Source organism: Streptomyces sp. YIM S03343 (genome assembly GCF_054729195.1).
Map to the genome: position 1 here is coordinate 6,275,831 of NZ_JBPUKX010000001.1, position 20,348 is coordinate 6,296,178.

16 protein-coding genes are annotated in these 20,348 nt (G+C 69.3%); 12 read left to right on the forward strand and 4 right to left on the reverse strand.

The features are described 5' to 3' along the window. Positions 1-106: 106 nt before the first annotated feature. The gene (gene dusB, locus ACSYGN_RS27380; protein ID WP_460400113.1) at positions 107-1,264 is read left to right on the forward strand and encodes a tRNA dihydrouridine synthase DusB; all 1,158 of its coding nucleotides are present in this window, start codon (positions 107-109) and stop codon (positions 1,262-1,264) included. 24 nt (positions 1,265-1,288) lie between these two features. Here dusB and ACSYGN_RS27385 read toward each other — a convergent pair whose 3' ends face one another. The 3 genes from ACSYGN_RS27385 to ACSYGN_RS27395 all read right to left on the reverse strand — a co-directional run bounded on the left by ACSYGN_RS27385 (position 1,289) and on the right by ACSYGN_RS27395 (position 6,977). After that, positions 1,289-2,845, reverse strand: a complete 1,557-nt coding sequence (locus tag ACSYGN_RS27385; RefSeq protein ID WP_460403779.1) for an alkaline phosphatase family protein — start codon at positions 2,843-2,845, stop codon at positions 1,289-1,291. Between the two features lie 596 nt (positions 2,846-3,441). Further along, positions 3,442-5,379, reverse strand: a complete 1,938-nt coding sequence (locus ACSYGN_RS27390; RefSeq protein ID WP_460400115.1) for an amylo-alpha-1,6-glucosidase — start codon at positions 5,377-5,379, stop codon at positions 3,442-3,444. Next, positions 5,376-6,977, reverse strand: coding sequence for an MGH1-like glycoside hydrolase domain-containing protein (locus ACSYGN_RS27395; protein WP_460400117.1), 1,602 nt, complete (start codon positions 6,975-6,977; stop codon positions 5,376-5,378). The genes ACSYGN_RS27390 and ACSYGN_RS27395 overlap by 4 nt, the downstream gene beginning before the upstream one ends. Before the next feature lie 121 nt (positions 6,978-7,098). On the opposite strand from ACSYGN_RS27395, the gene ACSYGN_RS27400 reads away from it, so the two are divergent. From ACSYGN_RS27400 to ACSYGN_RS27435, 8 genes are all read left to right on the forward strand, one after another. Beyond that, the gene (locus ACSYGN_RS27400; RefSeq protein WP_460400119.1) at positions 7,099-8,325 is read left to right on the forward strand and encodes an ROK family protein; all 1,227 of its coding nucleotides are present in this window, start codon (positions 7,099-7,101) and stop codon (positions 8,323-8,325) included. A gap of 440 nt (positions 8,326-8,765) precedes the next feature. Further along, positions 8,766-9,131 (forward strand): hypothetical protein, encoded by a 366-nt coding sequence (locus ACSYGN_RS27405; protein WP_460400121.1) that lies wholly within the window; start codon positions 8,766-8,768, stop codon positions 9,129-9,131. Continuing rightward, positions 9,121-13,422 (forward strand): DUF6531 domain-containing protein, encoded by a 4,302-nt coding sequence (locus tag ACSYGN_RS27410; RefSeq protein ID WP_460400123.1) that lies wholly within the window; start codon positions 9,121-9,123, stop codon positions 13,420-13,422. Before ACSYGN_RS27405 ends, ACSYGN_RS27410 begins: the two co-directional genes overlap by 11 nt. After that, positions 13,422-13,634, forward strand: coding sequence for a hypothetical protein (locus ACSYGN_RS27415; protein ID WP_460400125.1), 213 nt, complete (start codon positions 13,422-13,424; stop codon positions 13,632-13,634). The genes ACSYGN_RS27410 and ACSYGN_RS27415 overlap by 1 nt, the downstream gene beginning before the upstream one ends. After that, a complete protein-coding gene (locus ACSYGN_RS27420) occupies positions 13,588-13,869 on the forward strand; it encodes a polymorphic toxin type 17 domain-containing protein (RefSeq protein ID WP_460403781.1) in 282 nt (93 codons plus the stop codon). The genes ACSYGN_RS27415 and ACSYGN_RS27420 overlap by 47 nt, the downstream gene beginning before the upstream one ends. 19 nt (positions 13,870-13,888) lie before the next feature. Continuing rightward, positions 13,889-14,116, forward strand: coding sequence for a hypothetical protein (locus ACSYGN_RS27425; protein WP_460400127.1), 228 nt, complete (start codon positions 13,889-13,891; stop codon positions 14,114-14,116). Between the two features lie 343 nt (positions 14,117-14,459). Beyond that, complete coding sequence (locus ACSYGN_RS27430; protein ID WP_460400129.1) at positions 14,460-14,654, forward strand: hypothetical protein; 195 nt, start codon at positions 14,460-14,462, stop codon at positions 14,652-14,654. After that, positions 14,651-15,142 carry a hypothetical protein gene (locus ACSYGN_RS27435; protein ID WP_460400131.1) on the forward strand — a complete coding sequence of 164 codons (492 nt, stop codon included), beginning with the start codon at positions 14,651-14,653 and terminating at the stop codon, positions 15,140-15,142. Before ACSYGN_RS27430 ends, ACSYGN_RS27435 begins: the two co-directional genes overlap by 4 nt. Before the next feature lie 187 nt (positions 15,143-15,329). On the opposite strand, the gene ACSYGN_RS27440 is transcribed toward ACSYGN_RS27435, so the two are convergent. Beyond that, a complete protein-coding gene (locus ACSYGN_RS27440; protein ID WP_460400132.1) occupies positions 15,330-15,779 on the reverse strand; it encodes an ATP-binding protein in 450 nt (149 codons plus the stop codon). A gap of 181 nt (positions 15,780-15,960) precedes the next feature. Between ACSYGN_RS27440 and ACSYGN_RS27445 the strand changes: the two genes are divergently transcribed. The 3 genes from ACSYGN_RS27445 (at position 15,961) to ppdK (ending at position 20,254) form a co-directional block, all read left to right on the forward strand. Further along, positions 15,961-16,824: a helix-turn-helix domain-containing protein gene (locus ACSYGN_RS27445; RefSeq protein WP_460400134.1), complete on the forward strand. Its 864-nt coding sequence runs from the start codon at positions 15,961-15,963 to the stop codon at positions 16,822-16,824. Continuing rightward, positions 16,821-17,030: a DUF397 domain-containing protein gene (locus ACSYGN_RS27450; RefSeq protein ID WP_460400136.1), complete on the forward strand. Its 210-nt coding sequence runs from the start codon at positions 16,821-16,823 to the stop codon at positions 17,028-17,030. Before ACSYGN_RS27445 ends, ACSYGN_RS27450 begins: the two co-directional genes overlap by 4 nt. A gap of 476 nt (positions 17,031-17,506) precedes the next feature. Further along, positions 17,507-20,254 (forward strand): pyruvate, phosphate dikinase, encoded by a 2,748-nt coding sequence (gene ppdK, locus ACSYGN_RS27455; RefSeq protein WP_460400138.1) that lies wholly within the window; start codon positions 17,507-17,509, stop codon positions 20,252-20,254. Positions 20,255-20,348: the final 94 nt, after the last annotated feature.

Here is a 20,348-nt window from a genome sequence, read left to right on the forward strand (position 1 = left end):
TCGGCCCCACCCGCATGGACGCCCGGCCCCGCCGGCAGCGGACGCCTGCCCCCGCCGACAGCGCAAGCCCGCCCCCGCACCACGTCGCATACGCGACAATGGAGCAATGCCCACGCCCGAGTCCCTGCCCGAGTCCCCCCTGCGGATCGGCCCGCACACCGTCCTGCCGCCTGTCGTGCTGGCCCCCATGGCCGGGATCACGAACGCGCCCTTCCGCACCCTGTGCAGGGAGTTCAGCGGGGGCAAAGGGCTGTTCGTGAGCGAGATGATCACGACCCGGGCGCTGGTCGAGCGCAACGACAAGACCATGCAGCTGATCCGCTTCGACGCGTCCGAGACACCGCGCTCGATCCAGCTGTACGGAGTCGACCCGGCGACCGTGGGCAAGGCAGTCCGCATGATCGCGGAGGAGGACCTCGCCGACCACATCGACCTGAACTTCGGCTGCCCGGTCCCTAAGGTCACCCGTAAGGGCGGCGGCTCGGCCCTCCCCTACAAGCGCCCTCTGCTCCGCTCGATCCTGCGCGAGGCGGTGCGCGGCGCCGGGGACCTGCCGGTCACCATGAAGATGCGCAAGGGCATCGACGACGACCACCTCACCTACCTCGACGCGGGCCGCATCGCCGTCGAGGAGGGCGTCACCGCGATCGCCCTGCACGGCCGCACCACCGCCCAGCACTACGGCGGCACCGCCGACTGGGAGGCCGTAGCCCGCCTCAAGGAGCACGTCCCGGAGATCCCGGTGCTCGGCAACGGCGACATCTGGTCGGCGGACGACGCGCTGCGCATGGTGCGGGAGACGGGCTGCGACGGAGTGGTCGTGGGCCGCGGCTGCCTGGGCCGCCCCTGGCTGTTCGCGGACCTGGTCGCCGCCTTCGAGGACCGCGTCGACGGTATCGGCCGGCCCGCGCTGCGCCAGGTCGCCGAGGTGATGGTCCGGCACGCCACGCTGCTCGGGGAGTGGCTCGGCGACGAGTCGCGGGGCGTCATCGACTTCCGCAAGCACGTCGCCTGGTACCTCAAGGGCTTTGCCGTCGGCTCCGAGATGCGCAAGAGCCTCGCCATCACGTCCTCGCTGGCCGAACTGCGCGCCGGACTCGACGAACTGGACCTCGACCAGCCCTGGCCCACCGGCGCCGCCGACGGCCCGCGCGGCCGCACGTCCGGCAACAACCGGGTGGTCCTGCCGGACGGCTGGCTGAAGGACCCGTACGACTGTGCGGGCGTCGGTGAGGACGCGGAACTGGACACCTCCGGCGGCTGACCGGGCCGTGCACAGTTCCAGGGCTCACCCCTTCTTGGGATGCGGGGTGGAGCCGTAGGCCGCGAGGAAGCGGTCACGGAACGAACTCATCTTCCACACCGGGGCGTCGTGCGCGGGCCGCAGACCGTCCGTCCAGTTCCAGTCCGCGATCCGGTCGAGCACCTTCGGGTCCTTGGCGACGATCGACACCGGCACATCACGGCTGGCGTGGTTGCCGCTGACCCGGGCGATCGGCTGGTGGTCGCCGAGGAAGACGAGCACGGTGTCGTCGGTGCCGTAGCGCTCCAGCCACTCGGTGAGCGCGGTCACCGAGTACTGAATCGACTTGCCGTACTCCGCACGGGACTTGGAGGTGTCGGCGATGATGTCCGCGGGCTTGTTGCCCGCCGCCTCGATGCCCTTGAAGACCGAGCCGTCGCCCAGTTCGTCCCAGCCGACCATCTTCGGGATCGGCGCCCACGGCTGGTGGCTGGAGGTCAGGATCAGCAGCGACATCCGCGACTTGCCGTCGGCGGGCCGCTTGCTGTGCACCCGCTCCTGGTACTGCTGGAGCGCGTACTGGTCCGGCATCGTCGACCAGCTGAACTTCGGCCCCTGGTAGCCCAGTTGGAAGGCGTTGTAGACCTTGTCGAGGCCGTACCACTTCTGTTCGGGCCAGCCCTTCTGCACACCCGGCATCACACCGACCGTGTCGAAGTCACCGGTCTTCTTGAACGCGTCCGTCAGGCTCATGTGGTCGCTCGCCATGACGGTGCGGTAGCGCTGCTGGTTGCTGATCCACAGCCCCGACATGGTCGTGGAATGCCCGAGCCAACTGCTGCCGCCGTACGTCGCCGAGGTCAGCCAGCCGCTCTTCGCCGCGTAACCCGCCTTCTTCAGCGCGGCGGTGCGCTCGTCGAGCGTCTTGTCCACACCGGGCGCCATGATCGGGTCCTCGATGGCGCTGCGGCCGTAGCTCTCGATGAAGGTGAAGACCATGTCCTTGCCGCGCAGCCCGGTCAGCAACTGGGAGCCCGGGGTGTTCCCGTAGGCGTCGACCTTGGCGACCTTCCGGAACTCCGCCTCGTCCCTGATCGTGTCCGACACCCGCTGGACCTCGGTCTTCATCGCCTGCGCGGTGTGCTCCGAGGCGATCGGCACGCCGCCGAGCCGGAGCCCGAGGGAGGTGCAGGTGATCCACACGACCCCGGCGATCAGGGCGCCCCGGCTGGCCCGCGCGCTGTGCCGGGCGAGCAGGTTGCTGAGCCGCAGTGTGGCGAGCGAGAGCAGCACGCACACCACCACCACGAGCACGATCGCGCCGACGGACGCGGTGACGGCGACGGTGCCGCCCATGGAGTCCCGTACATACGCCTCCGCGTCGGCGAACAGACTCCAGTCGAGGATGGGGTTGAAGCCACGGCCGAGGTATTCGTTGAACCCCATGTCCAGCAGGTTCAGCACGGTCATCACCCCGAGCGCCAGCCCGGCCACCACAGCGACCACGATCCGGGGCCGCCGCGGCAGCGCGATCACCACGGCCGCCCCGATGATCGCCTCCCCGGGAATCCGCAGAAACTTCGCGGGCCCCAGCCCGACCATACTGTTGGGCAACAGCAGGGCGAGAACGACGAGCAGCGCGGCCAGCACATTCACGGCGACGGACAGCGCCGTGACTGCGGCGGGATGCCCATCCCGCCAACTCCGGTACCGGGCCCGGACACCGAGCCGGGGCCACCGAAGCCGGTGGACCTCGGCGGTCTCACTCTCGCCCGACTTCGGCTCCGGGGCCGATTCCTGGACGGCCGTGGCCGTACTCGATGACTGGCGATCGCTCGTGTGCTGCGACACCCCGAAGGTCCTTCCGCGCGAGACCTGTGACAGACACCTTCCGGTACGACAGCCCCGAACCCCCCGTTCACCAACGAGGGCAAACACCGGGCAAACCGAGGACTTCACAACTCGGCCAGCACCAGCTCACCCAAGGGGCGCGGGGCTGTATCGATATGCGGCTCCGCCGCGCGGGCGCGACCAGCCCCCGTCCCGCGGCGAACGAACAACAGTCACCCCCCAGGGGCGCGGGGAACTGCGCGAACGCCCCCCGTCCCGCGGTGGACGAACAAGGGTCACCCCCCAAGGGGCGCGGGGAACTGCGCGACCAGCCCCCACCGGCCCGGGGTGAACACACAACAGAACCCCTACGCACCCCCAACAGCCGTAAGCAGCGCCAGCGGTACGGTCGCAGACCGAGACTCCCGAACACACGCATGCGGATAAGGCACCGGCTCCCCCCGCCCGTCCCGCGCATACCCCGCCAGAACCTCCGGCAGCCGATGCCCCGCAGCCGTCGCCGCGTCGACGAGCGCATGCGCCACCGCCCGCGCCTCGTCGTGCAGCCCGTACCGCGCCAGCCCCAGCGTGATCAGCGCGTTGTCGTGCGGCCACACCGACCCCCGGTGGTACGACAGCGGGTGGTACGCCGCCTGCCCCGCCGCCAGCGTCCGTACGCCCCACCCGGAGAAGAAGTCAGGCTCCAGCAGCCGCCGCCCGACGACCTCCCCGTACTCCTTGTCCAGCAGCCCCGACCACAGCAGATGCCCCGCGTCGGAGGCGAGCGCGTCGACCTGACGGCCGTCACCGTCGAGGGCGAGCGCCGGGAAGGAGTGCTCCCGCATCCAGAAGTCTCGCTGGAAACGGTCGCGCAGATCGCCCGCGGCCTGTTCGAGGAGCGCGCCGTAGACCTCGTCGTGCCATGCCGTGCGGGCCAGCCACGCCGTGCGGCGCAGCGCGTCGTAGGCGTAGCCCTGGGCGCCCGCTGCCATCACGGGACCGGTGGGCCGGCTGCCGTCGGCGGAGCAGATGGCGCCGGGGGAGTCCTTCCAGTTCTGGTTGGCGAGGCCGCCCTGGTCGGCGCGGTAGACGAGGTAGCCGCGCGAGGTGAGCCCGCCGTGGTCGAGCATCCAGCCGATGGCGGCGCGGGCATGGGACTCCAGCCTGCGGGCGAGCGCGGTGTCGCCGGTCTGCTCGACGTACGCGCCGAGCAGCACGAGGAACAGCGGTGTCGCGTCGACCGAGCCGTAGTAACGGCCGTACGGCACCTGCCCGAAGTGGGCCAGCTCGCCGTACCGCACCTCGTGGACGATCTTCCCCGGCTGGGCGACGGACTCCGCGCGGGTCGTGGTCGCCTGGGTGGCGGCGAGTGCGAGCAGGGTGGCGGCGGCCGGCCGGGGCCGGTACGGCAGGGCGAAGAGCGAGGTCAGCAGCGCGTCGCGGCCGAGCAGGGTGAGGAACCAGGGCGCACCGGCGGCGGGGACGCGCAGTTCCTCGCCGTCCGGGCCGGTCGCCGGTACCTGGAGCGCGGCGAGGTCGGCGAGGCCGCGCGCACAGGCTGCCGCCAGCTCGGGCCAGCCGGTGGGGAAGGCGACGCCCTCCACGAACTCGCCCTCCAGCGCGAGCTGTTGCTCGTTGAGCGCGGCGGGGGAGCGGGGTACCCGCAGCGCGCGCTTGTCGCCGTGCGGGCGGGCCATGACCCGCAGGGTCAGCTCGGCGGTGCCGTGCGGCTCCAGCTCCAGCGCCCAGACGAGACGCCGGGCACCGGTGCCGGTCTCCTCGACGCCGTCCGGGACGGGGTCGGCGGTGACCGTCGTACAGGACCGCCAGTCGCCCCGGACGTAGGTGAACTCGACGCCGTGATCGAGGACGTGGCGGCGACGGGTGACGCCGGTCTTGGCGTAGGTGCGGTGGTCGGAGCGCAGCTCGAACTGGTCGGTGAAGTCGGCGTCGGCGGTGATGGCGACGCGGACGGTGGTGGCCACCGGCTGGTTGCTGGTGACCCGCAGCAGCTCGACGAACGCCCCCTCGCCGACGGCCTGTTCACGGAAGACGGCGTACGCGGGCGGCTCGCCGCGGCCGCCGCGCGGCACGAGGACACAGCGCGCGGTGTCCCCGTCGGCGACGGGCGTCAGCGTCTCGGGTACCGCGCCGTCGACCGTCAGCTGCCAGCGGCTGAGGTGCCGCGCGTCCCGCGCGAACAGGCCGTCCGGGGAGCCGGTGCCCCGGACCCCGGTGATCTCGCCGCCGTCACCCACGGCGGCGAAGGTGGTGCCGTGCACGAGCAGATGATGCCGGTCCGTCATCTCCGGTCCCCTCCCTTGACGCCCTTGCTGTGCCGTTCGTGTGTGTCGTGTTCGTTGCTGTTGTTGCTGTTGTTGCTGTTGTTGCTGTTGTTGCTGTTGCTCGCGTTGTTCGTGTCGCCTGCAGGCGGCTCATGGAGCAGATCCAGCGTCAGCGCGGCCGTCCACCCGAAGCCCTGCGTGCCGCACGCCTCGCCGGTGTACGGGTCGACGTACTCCGCGAACCCGGAGTCAGCGGCGCTGGTCAGCAGCGCCGCCCGCAGCGCGTCGGCCCGCTCGGTGCCGCCGTGCGTACGGAGCCCCTGTTCCAGCAGCCAGCCGGTGTTGAACCAGGCCGGGCCGCGCCAGTAGCGGTGCGGGTCGAAGGCCTCGCCGAGGAGGTCGTAGCTCGGTACGAGGCGGGTGGTGGTCCCGAGCCCGAAGTGCGGGCCGCTCACCGTGGCGGTGAGGGCGGCGGCGACGTCGCGGGGCAGGCCGGGCAGCAGCAGCGGGACCAGACCGGAGACGCTGCGCTCGGGGATCAGCCCGCCGCCGTGCAGGTCCCGGCAGAAGAACATGCCCTCCGCCGGGTCCCACAGCCGGTCGATCAGCGCCGTCGTCAGCCGCTCCGCGCGCGCGTGCCGGGCCGTGCCGGTGGCGCCCAGTTCGTGCGAGATCCGGGCGAGGGCGTGCTCGGAGGCGATCAGCAGGGCGTTGAAGGCGGGGTCCTCCACCGCGAACCGGTCCGCCGTGGGGCCGACCACGAACCGGTCCGCGGCGCGGCTCCCGCCGGAGGCGTTGGCGTACGGCCCGTCGTCGTACCCCCGGTCCCGGTAGTCCACGGCCAGCCGCACATACCGCCCGTAGTCCAGATCCGTGGGCCGGTCCTCGGCGGCGCCGTGGTCGAGGTCGGCGCGGCGGAAGGAGCGGGCCGGGGCCGGGGTGATCCGCGACAGGGGGGCGTCCCAGCAGGGGCTGTTGTCCATACCCTGTTCCCAGGGGTGTACGACGGATGCGAGGGACCCCCCGCCCAGATCCCGGCGGTGCAGCAGATAGCGGTGCCAGGCGGCCAGCCGGGGATACGCACGGGCGAGGAAACCGCGGGCCCGCGAGAGTCCGGGGTCGGCGCGGTGCACCAGCCAGACGGCCAGCGCGTGCACCGGTGGCTGCACGATGCCGGACGTCTGTACGGTGCGCGGGGCGCCGGCGGCGCGCCCCGCCGTCGAGGAGCGCCAGAAGTCGGGGCTCGGGAAGTAGGCGTCCAGCGGGACGGAGGGGTTGAAGACGATGTGCGGGATGCGTCCGTCACCCCACTGGGCGGCCAGCAGCGTCTCCAGTTCGGTCTGCGCCCGCAGCGGCGAGAGATGGCGCAGCCCTATCGCGATGAATGCGGAGTCCCAGGACCACTGGTGCGGGTACAGCCCGCGGGAGGGCACCGTGGAGGTGCCGGTCCAGTTGTCCTCCAGCACCTGCGCCGCCCTGACGTGCAGCGAGCCGTCCGTTGGGGCAGGATCCGCCGGAGCAGCCGGACCCGACGAGTCGGCGGAATCGGCCGTTCCGGACGGATCGTATGCAATGGCGGGCGGTGTGGGGCGGGCGGTGAGTTGGGTGGTGCGATCCACTTCGGGGCTCCCCGAGAGACGTCCGGCCGAGCGGTTCGGCCGTGGCTACCGTAGAGTTACGTCTATTTAACACGCAAAACTCACTATGTAATGCAGAGTTGAGAAACACAAGGGGGTGCGCATGACCGGAAGGCCGGGACGCACGGGTACGGGCAGGGGCGGCGGTCAGGCAGGCGCCGGTGAGCTGCTGGAACTGGTGCGCAGTGGGCGCGCCGTCACACGCGGCGCCCTCCAACAAGCCACCGGGCTCTCCCGGGCGACCGTCGGCCACCGGCTGGACCGGCTGTTCCGCGCGGGCTGGCTGCGCGAGGGCGCGGGCGGCCCCGTCGAGTCGCCGCTCGGCGGACGCCCCTCGATCACCCTGGAGTTCGACGACTCCCACGCGATCGTCCTCGCCGCCGACCTGGACACCCGGCATGCGCGCGCCGCCGTGCTCACTCTGACCGGCGAGATCCTCGCCGAGCACTCCGGCACCCTGGTCGTGGAGGACGGCCCGGACGCGGTGCTCGGCGAACTCGGCGAGTGGTTCGGGGAGTTGCTGGAGAAGGCGGACCGTCCGGCGGATCAGGTCGCCGGGGTCGGGCTGGCCGTACCGGGCCCGGTGGACAGCGAGACCGGGCGGGTCGTACAGCCGCCGATCATGCCCGGCTGGGACGGCTACGACATAAGAGGCCGTCTCGCCCGTGCCCTGACCGAGCACACCGGCGCCCGGCGGGTGCCGGTCCTGGTGGACAACGACGCCAACCTCATGGCGTACGGCGAACAGCGCACCGGACACCCGGACTGCTCGGCGTTCGTGCTGGTGAAGGTGTCGACGGGTATCGGCGCCGGGGTGGTGGTCGGCGGCTCGATCTACCGGGGGATCGACGGCGGGGCGGGCGACATAGGCCATATCCGGATCGGCGCGGAGGCGCTGTGCCGCTGCGGCTCGACGGGCTGCCTCGCGGCGGTCGCCAGCGGTGGCGCAGTGGCCCGGCGACTGGCGGAGGCAGGCGTCCCGGCGGCGTCCGGCAAGGACGTACGGAACCTGCTGGCGGCCGGGCACCCGGAGGCCACGGCGCTGGCGCGGGAGGCGGGACGGCAGGTGGGTGACGTCCTTGCGACCGTGGTCACCCTGCTGAACCCCGGCGTCCTGATGATCGCGGGCGACCTGGCCGGAACCCCGTTCCTCACCGGCGTACGGGAACTCCTGTACCAGCGAGCACTACCCCGCTCCACGGCCCACCTGGAGGTGGTCACCTCCCGGCTAGGCGAACGGGCAGCCCTGCTGGGCGCGGCAGCACTGGTGGTGGAACACCTGTACGCCCCGGAGCGAATAGAGGAACGCCTGACGGCACTTGGCGTCTAAGTCCCCCGGCCCCCGGCCCCCGGGCCTCCCGGCTCTCACGGAACGGCTGCTTGTCGGGCGCCGTTGCTGCGGCAGACGTCACAGAGCGCTTCTAGGGCGCGACATTCGTCCGTTGTCCAACGTGGGGGAGATCAAGTCGCTGCCACGGTGTCTTCTGGGTGAGGCTCTCGCTGTAGGTGCCTGATGTGGAGCCTGGCCCCACGCCCGACAGCACTGCCTCCCGCATTGACGCCTCTCGCTGTACAAGGCCGCAGTCGACGAGTTGCCCACCGGATGAAGCGGACCTCGGCTCCGAATCGAGTCCCCTGTTGTCCGATCGGCACTTACGCACGGCTCTGAGGCACGACTACGAGAGTTGTCCTTCCATTACCAAGGCATGGGCTTTCCTTGAACCTGTCACTCTATGGTCGAAAACCGCGACCGTGAACGGGGGTTCATCGATGGGTGACGGCAAGGTCCCCGGCAAGGTGCTGGACATCAAGACCGCCGACATCAAGGCGGCGGCACCGGCCTTCCAACAGGGAGCCATCGATCTGAGCAAGGCGCTGACCACTCTCGTCAACACCCTGGACGGCCTGGGCGAGCCCTGGGGGCACGACAAGCAGGGCACCGAGTTCGGCAAGGCGTACAAGCCGCTGCAGAAGAAGATCGAGAGCGCCGCGGGTGTCCTGGTGCTGGGACTGACGAGCATTCACGAGGCCATGGTGGACATGGCGGACGGGCACGTGGACAACGACGAGTTGATCGCCGGTATGTTCACGGCGGTGAAGACCGGCAAGCAGAGCGACGGTGCCGGTGAGCGTTGAGGACGAGGCCCGCCACATCCTTCTCAAGATGGGCCTGTGGTGGCCGGAGGCGGATTCGGGCAAGCTGCGGGACGCCGCGAAGGCCTGGCGCGCGTTCGCCGGATCGGTGGACGACGTCCGCTCCCCGGTCCACCGCAGCGCCTCCTCGATCATCCACCACAACACCGGTGAGTCGATCGAGGCGTTCGACAAGTTCTGGAGCCGCTACGCCAAGGACCAGGACGGCGGCTGGCTGAAGGACCTGGCGGACTCCGGGCGGGAGATGGCCAAGGCGCTCGACAAGTTCGCCGACGCCATCGACGACGCGATCAACAAGCTCTGGACGCAGATCGGCATCGACGCAGCCGTGATCGCGGGCGGCGTGGCGCTCGCCATCTTCACCGCGGGCATCGCCTCCGGAGCAGCGGCCGCAGCGACGGAAGCGGTCATCGAGTTCGGCGCCAGCATGGGCATCGCGGTCTCCACCACCATCGCCGAGATCGCCGCCGGCACGCTGGTCGCCGCCGCGTTCGGCGGCATCGAGTCGGTCACCGTCGACCTCGCCGTCGCCCAGCCGCTGAAGATGGCCACCGGCCTGCAGCACGGCCTCAGCCTGGACGAGGTCGACCAGGCCGCCAAGGACGGCATGATCTTCGGCGGCGCCCTCGGCGCGGGCAGCGGCGTCCTGCGGGCGGGCGCGGAAGGCCTGAGCGAGACCACCCCGCTGCTCCTGCGCCCGCCGTCACTCCGCCCCGACCTGGTCGAGGTGGGCCCGGCAGCCCGCAATGCCGAGCGCACGCCGTGCGTGGGCGAGCCCATCGATATCGCGACCGGCGCCATGCTGATGACGCAGACGGACCTCACCCTGCCGGGCAGTCTGCCGCTGGAGTTCACCCGCACCCACCTGTCCTCCTACCGGGGCGGCGTCTGCTTCGGCCCGACCTGGAGCTCCACCCTCGACGAGTGCCTCCAGATCGACGGCGAAGGCGTCGTCTTGGCCGCGGCGGACGGCATGCGCCTGGTGTACCCGGTGCCGGAACCCGGCGTGCCGACACTGCCGGCCAAGGGCGCCCGCTGGCCCCTGGAGTGGGACGGCAAACCGGACGGCGCGATGACCGTCACCGACCCGGCCACGGGCGTGACCCGCACCTTCGCAGCCCCCGTCCCCTCCCCCTCCTTCGGCGTCTTCCACCTGGCCCTCGACTCCTGGACCGACCGCAACGGCAACCGCGTCGACGTCGAACGCGACGACGAAGGCATCCCCTTCGGCATCCGCCACTCCGGCGGCTACTACGTCGCCGTCGACACCCAGGGCCCCCGCATCACCGCACTGCGCCTGCTCGACGAACCGCCCTCCCGCTACCACCCGGACACCGCACCCGACGAGGGCACCGTCGTCATGCGCTACGGCTACGACACCTCCGGCAACCTCACCGAGGTCGTCAACTCCAGCGGCAAGCCCCTGCGCTTCACCTACGACTCCGAGGGCCGCGTCACCCGCTGGACCGACCGCAACGGCACCTGGTTCTCCTACGTCTACGACGACCGCGGCCGCGTGATCCGCACCGAGGGCATCGACGGCATCCTCTCCGGCACCCTCACCTACGATGACACCGACCGCACCACGACGTACACCGACTCCCAGGGGCACGTCTCGGCGCACCGGTACAACGCCGACGGCCTGGTCGTGGAGGAGACGGACCCGCTGGGCCATGTCACACGCACGGAGTGGGACGAATACGGAGCCCGGCCGGTCGCCGTGACGGACCCACTGGGGCGCACCAGGCGGTACACGTACGACGACTTGGGCCATCTCATCGGCCTCGCCCTCGCCGACGGCTCGCTTGCCCAGGCCTCCTACAGCGCGCTCGGCCTGCCGACCGAGGTGGTCGAACCGGGTGGCGCGATCTGGCACCACATGTACGACGAGCGAGGCAACCTGCTCAGGACCGTGGATCCGACCGGCGCCGAGACACGGTACACGAACGACGAGGCGGGCCGCCCGACCGCCATCACCAACGCACTCGGTCACACCCGTACGGTGGCCTACGATGCGGCGGGTCTGCCCATCTCTCTCACTGACGAACTGGGGCACACGACAACAATCCGCCGGAACGCGTTCGGGCGGGTGGTCGAGGTGACCGACCCTCTGGGCCACACCACACGCCTGGGCTGGACAATGGAGGGCAAGCCCTCTTGGCGGGAACGGCCCGAAGGTACCCGCGAATCGTGGACGTGGGATGCCGAGGGCAACCTGCTGACACACGCGGACACGGCAGGCAACTCAACCCACCACGCGGCGACCCACTTCGACGTCCCCGCCACCAGGACGGACCCGGACGGCGCCACCTACGCGTTCTCGTACGACACGGAATTGCGCCTGACAGGTGTTACCAACCCGCAGGGCCGGACATGGTCGTACACCTATGACGAAGCCGGCCGCCTGACGGCCGAGACGGACTTCAACGGCCGCACGCTGACGTACACGTACGACGGCGCGAGGCGACTCGTCTCACGTACCAACGGGGCCGGGGAGACGCTGAGCTTCGTCCGGGACGCGGTCGGCCGTGTCATGGAGCAGCGCACCAGCACAGGTGAGGCGACGACCTTCGAGTACGGAGCGGACGGGCTGCTCGCCCGGGCGGTCAACGGAGACACCGAAGTGGTCCTCGCCCGGGATGCCCTCGGGCGTACTCTCAGCGAGACTGTCGGCGATCGCGTCACGGCTTACGCCTACGATCCCTTGGGCTGCTGCATCCGCCGCGAGGCTCCGTCCGGACTGGCCTCGCTGTGGACGTACGACGTGGCAGGGCGGCCCCTGGGGCTTCACTCGGAGGCGGGCGCCCTGGCCTTCACCCATGATGCCGCCGGACACGAGACGGAGCGCCGTCTCGGTATCGATGTCCTGCTCAGCCAGACGTGGGACGCGGCCGGCCGCCTGACACTCCAGTCCCTCACCGCGGGTTCGGCCGATGCGCAGAACCTGCTCCAGCACCGTGCCTATGCCTACCGCAACGATGGCTATCTGACGGAGATCTGCGAGCTCACCGCGGGCACCCGCCGGTTCGACCTGGACGCGACGGGACGCGTCACGGGCGTGCGTGCCCACGGCTGGACCGAGACTTATGTCTACGATCAGGTCGGCAATCTGGTGCAGGCGTCGGCACCCGGCCACGGCTCCGCCGAGGAGCGCGAATTCGACGGCACCCTCGTCCGCCGTGCCGGCCGCAGCACCTACCAGCACGATGCCCAGGGACGCCTGGTCCGCAAGACCCGTAAGTTGCTCAACGGACAGACGCGGACCTGGACGTACATCTGGACCGCTGAGGACCGCCTGGTCGAGGTCGGCACGCCGGACGGCGAACGCTGGAGGTACGCGTACGACCCGTTCGGGCGCCGCCTGTGCAAGTACCGTCTGGCGGAAGACGGAACGCAGGCCGATCGCATCGACTTCTCCTGGGACGACACCAGGCTGGTGGAACAGACCGGCCCGGACGGCAAGGTAACCACCTGGGACTATGAGCCCGGCACCCACCGGCCGATAGCCCAGACCGATCACCGGCGATCGGCCGTCGGACGCGATGCCTCATTCCTCGCCAGACTGGCAGAGGAGTCGTCACCCGGCCACGCGGTCGTCTTCCAAGTGGTCGTGACGGATGCCGTCGGCACGCCCACCGAGTTGGTCACCGCTGAGGGCGAGACGACATGGCAGAGCCGGACCACGCTGTGGGGCACCACCATCGTCGGCCCGGTCGAGCCCGCCGTCGACTGCCCGCTGCGGTTCCCGGGCCAGTACGCCGACGCGGAAACCGGCCTGCACTACAACTACTTCCGCTACTACGACGCCGAGACCGCCAGCTACCTCAGCCAGGACCCCCTGGGCCTGAAACCGGCCCCTAACCCTTCGGCTTACGTCCGCCATCCCGGCACCTGGTCAGACCCGCTGGGTCTGTACGGCTGTGAGCTGGAGGACCTCGGGGGCAGTTGGTATCGCTCGCCCGAAGGGTTGGACTACGGTCCGGGTTCGGCCGAGGGGCACCGCATCACTCACGTCATGCAGCACACCCGGGAGAACCCTGCGAAGCCGGCTCACGGAGTCTTTGACACGGGCAACAAGGGTGTGCTGGAAACGGTCGACGAGGCATGGAGCCGGCGCGCCATGGCGGTGTCGGTCAACCAGCAGGGTGCTCGTACCACCTACATCATCCCCATGAGCCGACAGGTGGGTTACAACGCCGGGGAGGAATATATTTCGATCACCGTCGAACACGGCAACGAAGTGATCACGGCCTTCCCGAGGAGCTGGAACTGATGGATAAGGTCGCCTGCGCGCACTGTGGCCAGGACTGGGTGCGCTGTTACGAGCGCAAGGACACGGGACAGAGGTTCTTCCTCTGCCCCGAGTGCGAGTCCGTCTGGGACCTGGAGGACGACCTTTGCGAGGACACGGACATGTATCTGAGCGAGTACCTGCTGACTGGGGACCCCACAAAGGACTGGGAGATCATCACTCCGTGCGGCTGAGGATGCCGAGGCGCGTTGTCCGTACTCGGTCACGACAGGCCTGCCACGCGGCCCCAGGAAGGGCTATATCGACCGCTTCGGTAATGAATGGATCAAGGGACCGTCCCGGACCGCCGGGCAGCCGTTCGAGTGGGACGTCCAGTTGAGCAAGCTGGGCAAGGCCAAGCTGGGCTGGCTCAGCCGGGACGGCAGCCACCTTAATGTGTCACTCGACGGCGAGATCACCCACAAGTAGTGAAATGGACCGACGCCCAATGGCGGACACCCTCCCGTTCTATGCGGAAGTGCGTGTGCTCCGGGCCCCCGACAGGCCCGATCTGGAAGGCAAGCTCGGAGGCATCCTCGGCATCACGGAGCCGCCTGACGAATCGGCTTCCCCCGCCTACGCAGTGCTGCTCGACGGAGAGGAGGAGGTGTACACATTCCTGCGAGACGAGATCGAGCCCACGGGCCGGATGCGAAAGCAGGAGGACTACTACTGATGGCATCAAGGCCTCAGAAGTCGAGATCCCACCTGGTGTGAATAAGGCCATCAAGGGACGGATCATCAGCGAACTGCGGAAAGTTGGCCGTATCGGACCCAGAGGGGCCGAGGACACCACGGGACACAAGTGGCGGCGACCGCCTCTCGCCGCGGAAGGTCTCACATGAAGTACGTCACGGCCGTCTGGAAGCCCGAACAGCGCGGGTTCCACCTCGATCCGAGAGCCTACCTGGCCGAACTTTCCAAGCTCCGCGATCAATTGCCGGCCGGAGCTTGGGCGTTTGCCTCTCATCCAGTCTGACCGACCGCGCCCGCAGCACGGGCATCAGCAGGGGCAATGGGTGGACAACGATAAGGCCCTGGATTTCCTGAGAACGCATCACGACCCCAACGGCGGGGTGCGTGAAGTGGAACTGCCTCCGGGAATGGGGAAGGTCATCATGCCGGACGGTGAAATCGTCGAGGACAACTACGCGAGGCTGGTCCACAAACCCGATGGCTCTTACAGGACGGCGTTCCCGATCCTGAAGAAATGAGCAGCTCCGTGCACTTCCGTATGGCTGTGTCTCCGCCCACCTCCGACGTCCCCGTGACTCATGACCTCGAACTCGCCGAGGACTACGAGTCGCTGGTCATGGATGCCTGCGAGCTCCTGGCCGAGACGGACTGCCGCTTCCACGTGGCAGGGTTCGGCCAGGATCCGTGGCCTGTGGATGTCTCCTACGACCTGTCGTCGGTCATCGAGCAACTTCCCCAGGCATGTACGGCCCTCCGCCGGAAGGAGCGGGCGCGGATCGACCTCTACGGGCAGGGGATCGAACGGGTCATCGCGTTCGACCCGGTTGCCGAACAGATCACCATGACCTGTACGACGCAGACCAGCTGGCTTCCCGACCCGGCGACCGAAACAGCCTCGCTTTCAGACGCCGAAGACATGCTGGCGGCGCTGGCTCATGGTTTCCGCCGTGCGCTCGACCGGGCCTGTCCGGACATTGCCGCGCGGGAGCCCTTTGCACGGTGGTGAACCGGCAGCCGTGTCCAGAGGAATGAGTTACTCTCCTTGATCACTGCGCAGTTCACGGTACGCCCCGGCCAAGGCGAGGCCAGCGGGTTCGACATGGGCGACATGGTCGTCACCGGAGCTATCGGAAGAGCCGACTCTCGCTGGACGCTCTCGGGCAGGGATCCCCGCCCCAGCCGCCCACGGGCGGTCAGCGGTGCGCGATCTCGGCCCACACCGTCTTCGTGCAGCTGTCCCGGGCCTCGCAGCCCCAGCGGTCGGCGTACGCCTCGACCAGCAGCAGGCCCCGTCCCGAGTCCGACTCCGGGGCGGGCGGTGCGGTCTGCGGGGCCGTCGGCGGTACGTACTCGGGGCGGGCGTCGGTGACCTCGATACGGATGCGGTCCGGGTGCCTCAGCAGGGTCAGGCGGAAGTTCCGGCCGGGCAGGCGGCCGTGGGTGACCGCGTTGGCCGCCAGTTCCGCCGTGACGAGGGCGACGGCGCAGGCCGCGTCGGTGGAGTACGGGATCCCCCAGGAGGCCAGTTGCTGCGTCGCGAGGTGGCGGGCCAGGCGGGCGCCTCGGGCGGTGGCGCTGAGGAGGATCGTGAACTGTGGGACGGGCGTGGCCTGTTCGGCGACGACGACTTCGGGCGATTCCATGGCGTAACCGTCCCGTCACGCGACGTGCGCAAACAGGTCACGCCCTCGTACGTGCGGCGCGGTACGGCGGTTGTACGGGTTCGTACGGCGTTTGTACGGGTCCCGTGCCGTCACCTGTACGGCGGTCGGCTCGTTGCACCTCCCGAACAGACACCCGAGTCGGGCAGGGGGCGTGGACGTCATGGCCAAGAGCAGCGAACGGGAACGTGATTGCCTTACGGCTTTCCGCCGCAAGCCGAATAGGGAATTCCCCGCAGTATGGATCGCCTACGGCAAGCTCGTCCGCCTCTTCCGCGAGCGCGCCGGACTCACCCAGCAGGCCCTCGCGGATGTCATCGGCTATTCGGTGGAGACGGTCGCGTCGGTGGAGCAGGGGCGGCGACCGGCCAAGGCGTCGTTCACGCGGGCGGTGGAGCGGGTGTTGGAGGCGTGCGGGGCGCTGGAGGCGCTGCAGGAGGACGTGGACCTGGCCAAGTTTCCTTTGTTCTTCCAGGACTTCGCCGCGCTTGAGGCGGAGGCGGTCAGCCGCTTCTCCTACGACCCCTCGCTGATCCCTGGTCTGCTGCAGACCGAGGAATACATGGAAGCGCTGCTCGAAGCGCACTACCCGCCTCTGGACGACGAGACGATCGAGCAGCGCGTCGCCGCCCGGCTGGCCCGCCAGGCGCTTCTGACCGACCCAAAGCCGCCCATCGCCTTCGTGTTCATCGTCGAGGAATCCGCGATCCGACGCGTGGTGCGCAGCCCGGCCGTGATGCAGGGGCAGTTGCAGCACCTGCTGAGGTGTTCGGCATTGCGTAATGTGGAGCTGCAGATCATGCCCACGGAAAGAGGTGCCCACAGCGGGCTCAACGGTGCGATGGTGCTGCTTGAGTCCGGTGACCGCAAGCAGTACGTGTACGTGGAGGCTCAGGACAACGTGACCGTCAGGTCTGACCGGCACGAGGTGAGCGAGTTCTGGATGCGTCATGGCATGCTGCGAACACAGGCCCTCAACACCGAGGAATCCGCCTGCCTCATCGAGCGCATTGCAGGGGAGCTATGAGCATCGATCAGCACTCTGGCCAGCCCAACGATCTCTCGTGGTTCAAGAGTAGCTACAGCGGAACGAGCGGCGGCGACTGTGTCGAGGTAGCCGCTGGCCCTGGTGCCGTTCACGTCCGGGACTCGAAGTCGCAGGCGGCGGTGCTGTCCTTCCCCAGGGGGCAGTGGGCCGTCTTCACTACCTACGCGCGTGAGGCAACCGTCTGACGACACGCGACGCACCTCGGGTGCCTCCGGGCTGTGTCCCTGGAGGCGCCCGAGTCGTTTCTCCGTGACGGCGGCGTTTCCGACGTGAACCCCACGTCCGCATCGTGAAACCAAGCGGCACCCCACGGAGTGATTCTCGCCACCCTTGATACCCCTTGCGCTCAGATGAGCGAATGGCAAGTGGCTGCACTTCTCCAAGGCTTGGCACTCGGTGCCACCCTGTGATCGTTCATCGACCGAACTCGCCCGTGCACAGAACTGCTCATCTGAGCGATTTGCCAGCGCTCCGCACACCGCCCCGTTCAAGAGGTGAAGGCGCCCTCCCGCCCCGCCTTGCCAACCCTTGACTTTCGATCCCTTGGCAGACGACCGGTTACAAACACATGACTCACGCGTAGCCGTACCAACCCACCTTCGATCTGGGTATGTTCCCGCCGTCAGGGCAGACCACCGAGTCCCGAGGAGAGTCGAGACCCGTGTCGGAAAACAAAGATCTCCACCCAGCCGGAGCGCCGGCACGCATTGAAAACGTAAAACTCGTCTACGACTTCACCGAGGGCAACAAGGACCTCAAGGACCTCCTCGGCGGCAAGGGCGCCAACCTCGCCGAGATGACCAACCTGGGCCTCCCCGTCCCGCCCGGCTTCACCATCACCACCGAGGCCTGCAAGGTCTACCTCGACAGCGGCGAGGAACCGGTGGCACTGCGTGACGAGGTGAGTGCGCACCTCGACGCCCTGGAACAGCGGATGGGCAAGAAGCTCGGCCAGACCGACGACCCCCTCCTCGTCTCGGTCCGTTCGGGCGCCAAGTTCTCCATGCCCGGCATGATGGACACCGTCCTGAACATCGGCCTGTCCGACAAGTCCGTCCAGGGTCTGGCCAAGCAGGCGGGCGACGAACGCTTCGCCTGGGACTCCTACCGGCGCCTCATCCAGATGTTCGGCAAGACGGTCCTCGGCGTCGACGGCGAGCTGTTCGAGGACGCCCTCGACCGGGCCAAGGAGGCCAAGAAGGCCGCGGTGGACACCGACCTGGAGGCCGCCGACCTGAAGAAGCTCGTTGCCGCCTTCAAGAAGATCGTCAAGAAGGAGGCCGGCCGGGACTTCCCGCAGGACCCGCGTGAGCAGATGGACCTCGCCATCAAGGCGGTCTTCGACTCCTGGAACGGCGACCGCGCCAAGCTCTACCGCCGCCAGGAGCGCATACCCCACGACCTCGGCACCGCCGTCAACGTCTGCTCCATGGTCTTCGGCAACCTCGGCCCCGACTCCGGCACCGGCGTCGCCTTCACCCGCGACCCCGCCTCCGGCCAGCAGGGCGTCTACGGCGACTACCTCCAGAACGCGCAGGGCGAGGACGTCGTCGCCGGCATCCGCAACACGGTGCCGCTCGCCGAGCTGGAGAACATCGACAAGGCGTCGTACGACCAGCTGATGCGGATCATGGCGACGCTGGAGAACCACTACAAGGACCTCTGCGACATCGAGTTCACCATCGAGCGCGGCCGGTTGTGGATGCTCCAGACCCGGGTCGGCAAGCGCACCGCCGGGGCCGCCTTCCGCATCGCCACCCAGCTCGTCGACCAGGGCCTGATCGACGAGACCGAGGCGCTCCAGCGCGTCACCGGCGCCCAGTTGGCCCAGCTGATGTTCCCGCGCTTCGACGAGCACGCCAAGACGGAGCAGATCGGCCGGGGCATCGCCGCCTCACCGGGCGCCGCGGTCGGCAAGGCGGTCTTCGACTCGTACACCGCCGTCAAATGGTCCCGCTCCGGGGAGCAGGTCATTCTGGTGCGCCGCGAGACCAACCCCGACGACCTCGACGGCATGATCGCCGCCGAGGGGATCCTGACCTCCCGCGGTGGCAAGACCTCCCACGCCGCCGTGGTCGCGCGCGGCATGGGCAAGACGTGCGTGTGCGGTGCCGAGGAACTGACGGTCGACACCAAGCGGCGCCGGATGACCGTGCCGGGCGGGCAGGTGGTGGAGGAGGGCGACGTCATCTCCATCGACGGCTCCAGCGGCAAGGTGTATCTGGGCGAGGTCCCCGTGGTGCCGTCGCCGGTCGTCGAGTACTTCGAGGGCCGGATGCACCCGGGCGCCGACGATGCCGACGAACTCGTCGAGGCCGTGCACCGGATGATGGCCTTCGCCGACCGCAAACGCCGGCTGCGGGTTCGGGCCAACGCGGACAACGCCGAGGACGCGCTGCGCGCCCGCCGCTTCGGCGCCCAGGGCATCGGACTGTGCCGTACGGAGCACATGTTCCTCGGCGACCGGCGCGAACTGGTCGAGCGGCTGATCCTCGCCGACACGGACGACGAGCGCGAGGAGTCCCTCAAGCAGCTGCTGCCCCTTCAGAAGAAGGACTTTGTCGAGCTGTTCGAGGCGATGGACGGTCTGCCGGTGACGATCCGTCTGCTGGACCCGCCGCTGCACGAGTTCCTGCCCGACATCACCGAACTGTCGGTCCGCGTGGCCCTGGCCGAGTCCCGCCACGAGACCCACGAGAACGAACTGCGCCTCCTGCAGGCCGTGCACCGGCTGCACGAGCAGAATCCGATGCTGGGCCTGCGCGGTGTACGCCTCGGGCTGGTGATCCCCGGTCTGTTCACCATGCAGGTGCGGGCGATCGCGGAGGCCGCCGCCGAGCGCAAGGCGGCCAAGGCCGACCCGCGCGCCGAAATCATGATCCCGCTCGTCGGCACCGTCCAGGAGCTGGAGATCGTCCGCGAGGAGGCCGACCAGGTCATCACCGCGGTCCAGCAGGCCACCGGCACCGAACTCAAGCTGGCCATCGGCACGATGATCGAGCTGCCGCGCGCCGCGCTGACCGCCGGTCAGATCGCGGAGGCCGCCGAGTTCTTCTCCTTCGGAACCAACGACCTCACCCAGACGGTGTGGGGCTTCAGCCGGGACGACGTCGAAGCGTCCTTCTTCACCGCCTACTTGGAGAAGGGCATCTTCGGGGTCTCACCCTTCGAGACCGTCGACCGCGACGGTGTCGGCTCCCTGGTCCGGGCGGCGGCGAAGGCGGGACGCGCGACCCGGCCCGATCTGAAGCTCGGCGTGTGCGGTGAGCACGGCGGCGACCCGGAGTCGGTCCACTTCTTCCACGAGGTGGGGCTGGACTACGTCTCCTGCTCGCCGTTCCGGATCCCCGTCGCCCGTCTGGAGGCGGGCCGGGCGGCGACCCAGTCGGCCGGCAGCGACCACCGCTGACCCGAGCACGCGGGGGATGCCGACCCCCGCTCGGAGCCCCGGAGCCGTCATCGGCCGTCAACCCTCACCCCGGCCGACGGCGGCTCCGGCGCAC